The organism is Streptomyces sp. NPDC048415, assembly GCF_040651675.1.
In the GTDB taxonomy this organism is placed as follows: domain Bacteria; phylum Actinomycetota; class Actinomycetes; order Streptomycetales; family Streptomycetaceae; genus Streptomyces.
In genome coordinates this window covers 1-5,118 of sequence record NZ_JBEZKJ010000192.1, presented here as the reverse complement: position 1 = coordinate 5,118, position 5,118 = coordinate 1, and the positions used below count along the sequence as shown (strand labels likewise).

At 68.3% G+C, this 5,118-nt stretch carries 5 protein-coding genes; 3 read left to right on the top strand and 2 right to left on the bottom strand.

Annotation, left to right across the window (positions count from 1 at the left end; genetic code table 11):
• The first annotated feature begins 290 nt into the window (after positions 1-290).
• The 3 genes from AB0D27_RS45005 (at position 291) to AB0D27_RS44995 (ending at position 3,323) form a co-directional block, all read left to right on the top strand.
• Positions 291-2,108, top strand: a complete 1,818-nt coding sequence (locus tag AB0D27_RS45005) for a DUF2637 domain-containing protein (RefSeq protein ID WP_362521361.1) — start codon at positions 291-293, stop codon at positions 2,106-2,108.
• 421 nt (positions 2,109-2,529) lie between these two features.
• Complete coding sequence (locus AB0D27_RS45000; RefSeq protein WP_362521359.1) at positions 2,530-2,757, top strand: hypothetical protein; 228 nt, start codon at positions 2,530-2,532, stop codon at positions 2,755-2,757.
• A 71-nt stretch (positions 2,758-2,828) separates the two neighbouring features.
• The gene (locus tag AB0D27_RS44995) at positions 2,829-3,323 is read left to right on the top strand and encodes a transposase (protein WP_362521356.1); all 495 of its coding nucleotides are present in this window, start codon (positions 2,829-2,831) and stop codon (positions 3,321-3,323) included.
• Between the two features lie 54 nt (positions 3,324-3,377).
• Here the strand turns inward: AB0D27_RS44995 and AB0D27_RS44990 are convergent, their stop codons facing one another.
• Both AB0D27_RS44990 and AB0D27_RS44985 read right to left on the bottom strand, forming a co-directional pair.
• Complete coding sequence (locus AB0D27_RS44990) at positions 3,378-3,950, bottom strand: dihydrofolate reductase family protein (RefSeq protein WP_362521354.1); 573 nt, start codon at positions 3,948-3,950, stop codon at positions 3,378-3,380.
• A 298-nt stretch (positions 3,951-4,248) separates the two neighbouring features.
• On the bottom strand, positions 4,249-5,118 hold an 870-nt coding region (locus AB0D27_RS44985), incomplete at its 5' end, for a bacterial transcriptional activator domain-containing protein (protein ID WP_362521352.1).

Below are 5,118 nucleotides of genomic sequence, written 5' to 3'. Positions count from 1 at the left end.
GATCCGCAAGGTCGGCAGAGGCACGTACATGCTCGAACAAAGCTGGATCTCCCCCAATTTGACGGATCGTGTCACACGCTAACTACGCGGCATTGGTTGGTGCAGGGGTTGGTTTGTGTGAGCAGTGTGCATCGCCGGGCGGTACGGGTTTAGGGGTGTTGTTGTGGGGGAGGGTGTCGTGTTGCGTGTTGTGGGGCTGGGTACTGGCCTGGTGTGGGGGTGTGTGGGGGGGGCGGGGGAGTGTGGGGGAGCGTCGTCGGTTGACGCGGGTGCAGCGGTTGTTGGTTGGGCTGGTCGTGGCTGGTGTGCTGTCCGTCGCGGGTATCGGTTTTGCGGGTTCGTACGCGGCGGTCCGTGAGCTTGCTCTCAAGAAGGGGTTTGGGGACTTCGCGTACGTCTTCCCGGTCGGTATCGACGCGGGTATCTGTGTGCTGCTCGCCCTGGACCTGCTGCTGACCTGGGTCAGGATCCCGTTCCCGCTGCTGCGTCAGACGGCGTGGCTGCTGACGGCGGCGACGATCGCGTTCAACGGTGCGGCGGCCTGGCCGGACCCGCTCGGCGTCGGGATGCACGCCGTCATCCCCGTGCTTTTCGTCGTCTCCGTCGAGGCCGCCCGGCATGCGATCGGCCGGATCGCGGACATCACGGCCGACAGGCACATGGAGGGCGTCCGCCTGACGCGCTGGATGCTCTCCCCGGTCCCGACCTTCCTCTTGTGGCGGCGCATGAAGCTGTGGGAGCTGCGTTCCTATGAGCAGGTCATCAAGCTCGAGCAGGAGCGCCTGGTCTACCGGGCGAGCCTGCGTTCCCGCTTCGGTCGTGCATGGCGGCGCAGGGCGCCCGTCGAGGCGGTGATGCCTCTGCGGCTGGCGCGGTATGGCGTCCCGCTCGCCAAGACCGCGCCCGCGGGTCTTGCCGCCGCCGGCATCGAGGCGCCGATCCTGTTCACTCGCGAGCGGGTCTCCGCCCCCGCCCAGCCCGAAGGGTCCGGGCTCGAGGCCATGGCAGAGCACGAGCCGACAGCGGCTGAGCTGGACAGTGCGGAGCCGCAACCGGTCCAGGCCCCGGTCTCCACTGCCATGCCAGAGCAGCTACAAGATCGGCAGGAATCGGCCGAGGAGACCGCTGAGCGGTTCGCCGAGGCCTACCGGGCGTTCATCGCCGAGTTCCAGATCGAGCCGACCCCGGCGCAGTGGGCTCTCTGGCTTCGCGACACCTACGGCATCTCCACGGGATCCGGCGGCCCGCTCTCCGAGGACCAGGCGCAGCCCCTGCTCCAGGTCCTCCAGGCGCGCTATGCGCTCCACCGCCAGGGGCCCGCAGACTCCGACGCGGCGGAACCGGCCGACCAGTGGGACGACTACTTCTCCAGCGCCTGGCGCATCTATGAGCAGGAGCGCGGGACGTATCCCGGCGCGGCTGCCCTCGCGGCGTACGTCTACGAGCGGGACGGCATCACGGGCGCCGGCGGCCGGCCCGTCAGTAGCGAGGACGTGGCGGACTTGATCGCAGCCTTCCGGGAGCGTGAGTTCGCCAGCACCGGACCGCCCGCTGAGGAGGCTTTCGCCGGTCCCGGTGAGCGGGCCGCTGACGCGGCCCTGGCGCAGGAGGAGGACGCCGGGGCGGCGTCCGCTGGCGCGGGTGCGCAGGCCGCCAAGGAGAGGCGCATCCGCCGGGTGAACGCCGCCATCGATGACCCGCCGCCAGGGCCGGACGGCTCAGCGGGGGAGCGCGTTGCCCTGACGACCGTCGACCGCTACTACGTGGCGTGGAGGGGATATCAGACCGAGTACGGCGATGAGCCGACGGCCGAGCAGCTGTCTGCCTGTCTTGCGGCGCAGGGTATGCACGGCCGAGGTGGGAAGCCGGTCAGTCCTGCCAACCTGCGCCGCTACTTCCTGCCGTCCCGCGTCTACAACGTCTGGGCCGAATACCGGATCCGCAACGAAAGGCCTGCGGCGGACGCCGTTGCGCAGGAGTGCGCAGTCCGCGGGATCACCGCCCAGTACAACAAGCCCGTCACCACCGACTACATCACCGAGAATGACGCCGACTTCGAGCGGCGCTGGCAGGCCCTCATCCGCCATCACGCCGACGCGCAGCAGTAGAGCCGCGACCGCGCACCGGTTGCGCATCCAGCATCCCATCAGGCCCAACAGGATGCGCAGTCAGCAGAAACCCCTGGGCGGCGGTGTATTGCGCAGCCAGCTTGATCACTGCGCGCCCCTGCGCACCGCACCCCTGCGCACCGCACCCCTGCGCACCGCGCCCCTGGGCACCGGGCAGCCCCGCCCTTGAACCGATGAGGAGTACCCGTGCGAGCACTGCGCATCGACCCGGCCGCCACGGTCACGGACGTCAACCTGCCCGAGTCCGGCGCGTATTGCGCGATCCGGGAGCACGTGGGATCCCCCGACTCCGTTGACCAGGGGGTGTACCACCGGCGGGCCGTTGTGCACATGCACGGCAACGGCCGGGGGATAGGGCTCCCGCAAAATCTGGCCGCGTGGGCCGTGGCGAGTGCCTGGCGTGGCATGGCCCTGTACCCCGCTTGCCGGGCCCATCGTCATCACGGGCCGCACCGATACCGGGGATCTGACAGCGTTGGACGACGACCTGGTGCAGCACGTCCAGGCAGTTGCGCAGACCGTTCGGGGAACGCTGCAGCAGTGGCGTACGCGGCCTCCCGCCTCGAACGAGGCGGCCATCAGTGAACTGCTCGCCTCCGCAGCCCGAGACGTCGCCTCCAGCCGGTAGCGTCGTGCTGCGCAGCTGCGCACCGGTCAGCTAGGCCGTTTCGTTCGGATCATCTGATCGTTGGCCCAGATGTGCCGTTGACTGACGCGCAGTGGGCGCGGATCGAGCCGTTACTACCGGACCGGACGCCGAAGCGGGGTGGCCGGTGGCGGGATCACCGGGAAGTAATCGATGCGATCGCCTGGAAGTTTCAGACCGGGGCGCAGTGGGTGTACCTGCCTGACAAGTACGGCAACTGGAGGGGCGTCTGCAACCGGCTGCGGATGTGGGCCGTGGACGGCACCTGGGAGCGCGTGTTCGCCGCGCTGATGGCCCAGGCCGACGCTGACGGGGATCTGATCTGGGCTGTCTCGGTGGGACTCCACGATCGTGCGCGCTCACCAGCACGCCGGCGAGCCGGACGACCACGCCATCAGCCGGTCTCGGGGCGGGCTGACCACGAAAGTTCATCTCGCAGCCGACGGCGACTGCCGCCCCCTGACCTTCGTTCTCACCGCCGGACAGCTTCACATCGCAGGCATCTTCCTCTGGTCCGCGCGGTGAGCCAACGCCCGCCGAACAGGTAGTTCCGAGAGTGCCATGTCCGGGGACGCGACGGCAGGGTGAGTGCGGGAGCTTTGTCAGCGGACGACGTCGAAGACGTTCTTCTGCAGGCCGTTGGGGTAGACCTCGTGCTCGACGAGCTTCAGCTTCTGGGTGTCCTTGTCGGTGGCGCTGAAGAGCCGCTTGCCCGCGCCGAGGAGGAGCGGGAAGACGAGCAGGTGGTAACGGTCGATCAGGCCGGCGTCCGAAAGGGCCTGGTTCAGGGTGGCGCTGCCGTGGACGATGATCGGGCCGCCCTCGGTCTCCTTCAGCGCGGCGACCTCGTCGAGCGAACGCAGGATCGCCGTCTCGCCCCAGTTCGAGACCAGGTCGTCCTCGGCGAGGGTGGTGGAGACGACGTACTTCGGCATCGCCTTGTAGTCGGCGAAGTCCTCCATGTCGGGCCACACGGGGCTGAAGGCCTCGTAGCTGGTCCGGCCCATCAATATCGCGGTGGCTTCCTTCTGCTCCTGGCCCTTGATCTCGAATGCCTCGGGGAGGAACTCGACGTCCTTGAAGGTCCAGCCCGAGTTCCGGTATCCGGGCTCGCCGCCCGGGGCCTCCACGACGCCGTCGAGGGAGATGAAGGCGGAGCTGATCAGGGTGCGCATCTGGGGTTCCTCGGTGTCTCGTATCTGGTTCTCAGCGGGTTTCGGTCGGTGCACGCTTCGACCACGCTCGTGGCTGCGGTGCACCAATCATGATCTATGACTGTGGATCATGGAGAAACTCATCGGCCGTCGCCCGCTCCTTCCGGCGGCTTCGGTCATCCGGATCACCTTGGTGAGCCACACACGTGCCCGATCGCGAGAACTACCAGCAGCCCAAAGCGACAAGCAGTGCATGACCCGCCGCAACCGGTGGCGCGGCAGCATCATGTAGTCGGCTTGGTGATCCGAACGAAACGGCCTAGAGCGCCTTGCGCACCGCCGGACGTGGGCTGTTGAGGAGCTCGTTGATGAGTTGCGTGGTCTCGATCTCCGGTGAGCAGTCGAGTGTCCGGTTGACCTGCTGCACCCTGGTGATCGCGGTGTGCAGTCCTTGCCGGTTGCCGGCCGCATGCTCGATCCGGAGCCAGTCCCGATACAGCAGCTCCGCCGTGTCGTCGACGTCGAGGCCGGTGGCGACGGCGTGGCGGGCGGCGGTGAGGTCGTGGTGGGGTCCTGCGGGGGTGCGGTAGGTGGCGACTGTGTGTGTCACGTCGGTGATGCGTGTGATCATTTCCTGCTGGTGGGGCTCGGCCCAGGGCAGGGGCTTGCCCCCGAACGGTTTGCCTCGCACCAGGGTGAGGGCCTTCTCCAGTTCGGGCAGGCCGGCTGGTCCTTGGGGCAGGGCGTGTTCGACGAGTTGCAGGAAGCGGTTCCAGTCGCAGCGCACGCTGTCGGAGAGCCGGTAGGGGTCCTCGCCGGATCTGCGGCGGGGCACGTAGAGGCTGCCGGCGGGATCGCTGCCCAGCGAGCTGCGCAGGTCCTTGATTCGTGCGTTGAGGGTGCTCGTCGACCAGGGGCTGATGGGGTCCATGCCTGAGCACAGGACATCTGCGCTGCGCCCGGGCCGGAAGAACAATAATGCTGCGAGCTGTGCCATCCGGGGGCCGTGGCCGGTGTGGTCCACGCCGTCCACCTGGACCGGGCCGAGAACTCGGATCTCGGGGGCGTGCGGGTCATGCGTTTCGCACGCGTCTGCCTTCGGCTGGGGGCCGTTGTTGACGGCATGCTCGCCGTCGCCGTCGCCGTCGCCGTCGCCGTCGCCGTCGCCGTCGCCGTCGCCGTCGCCGTC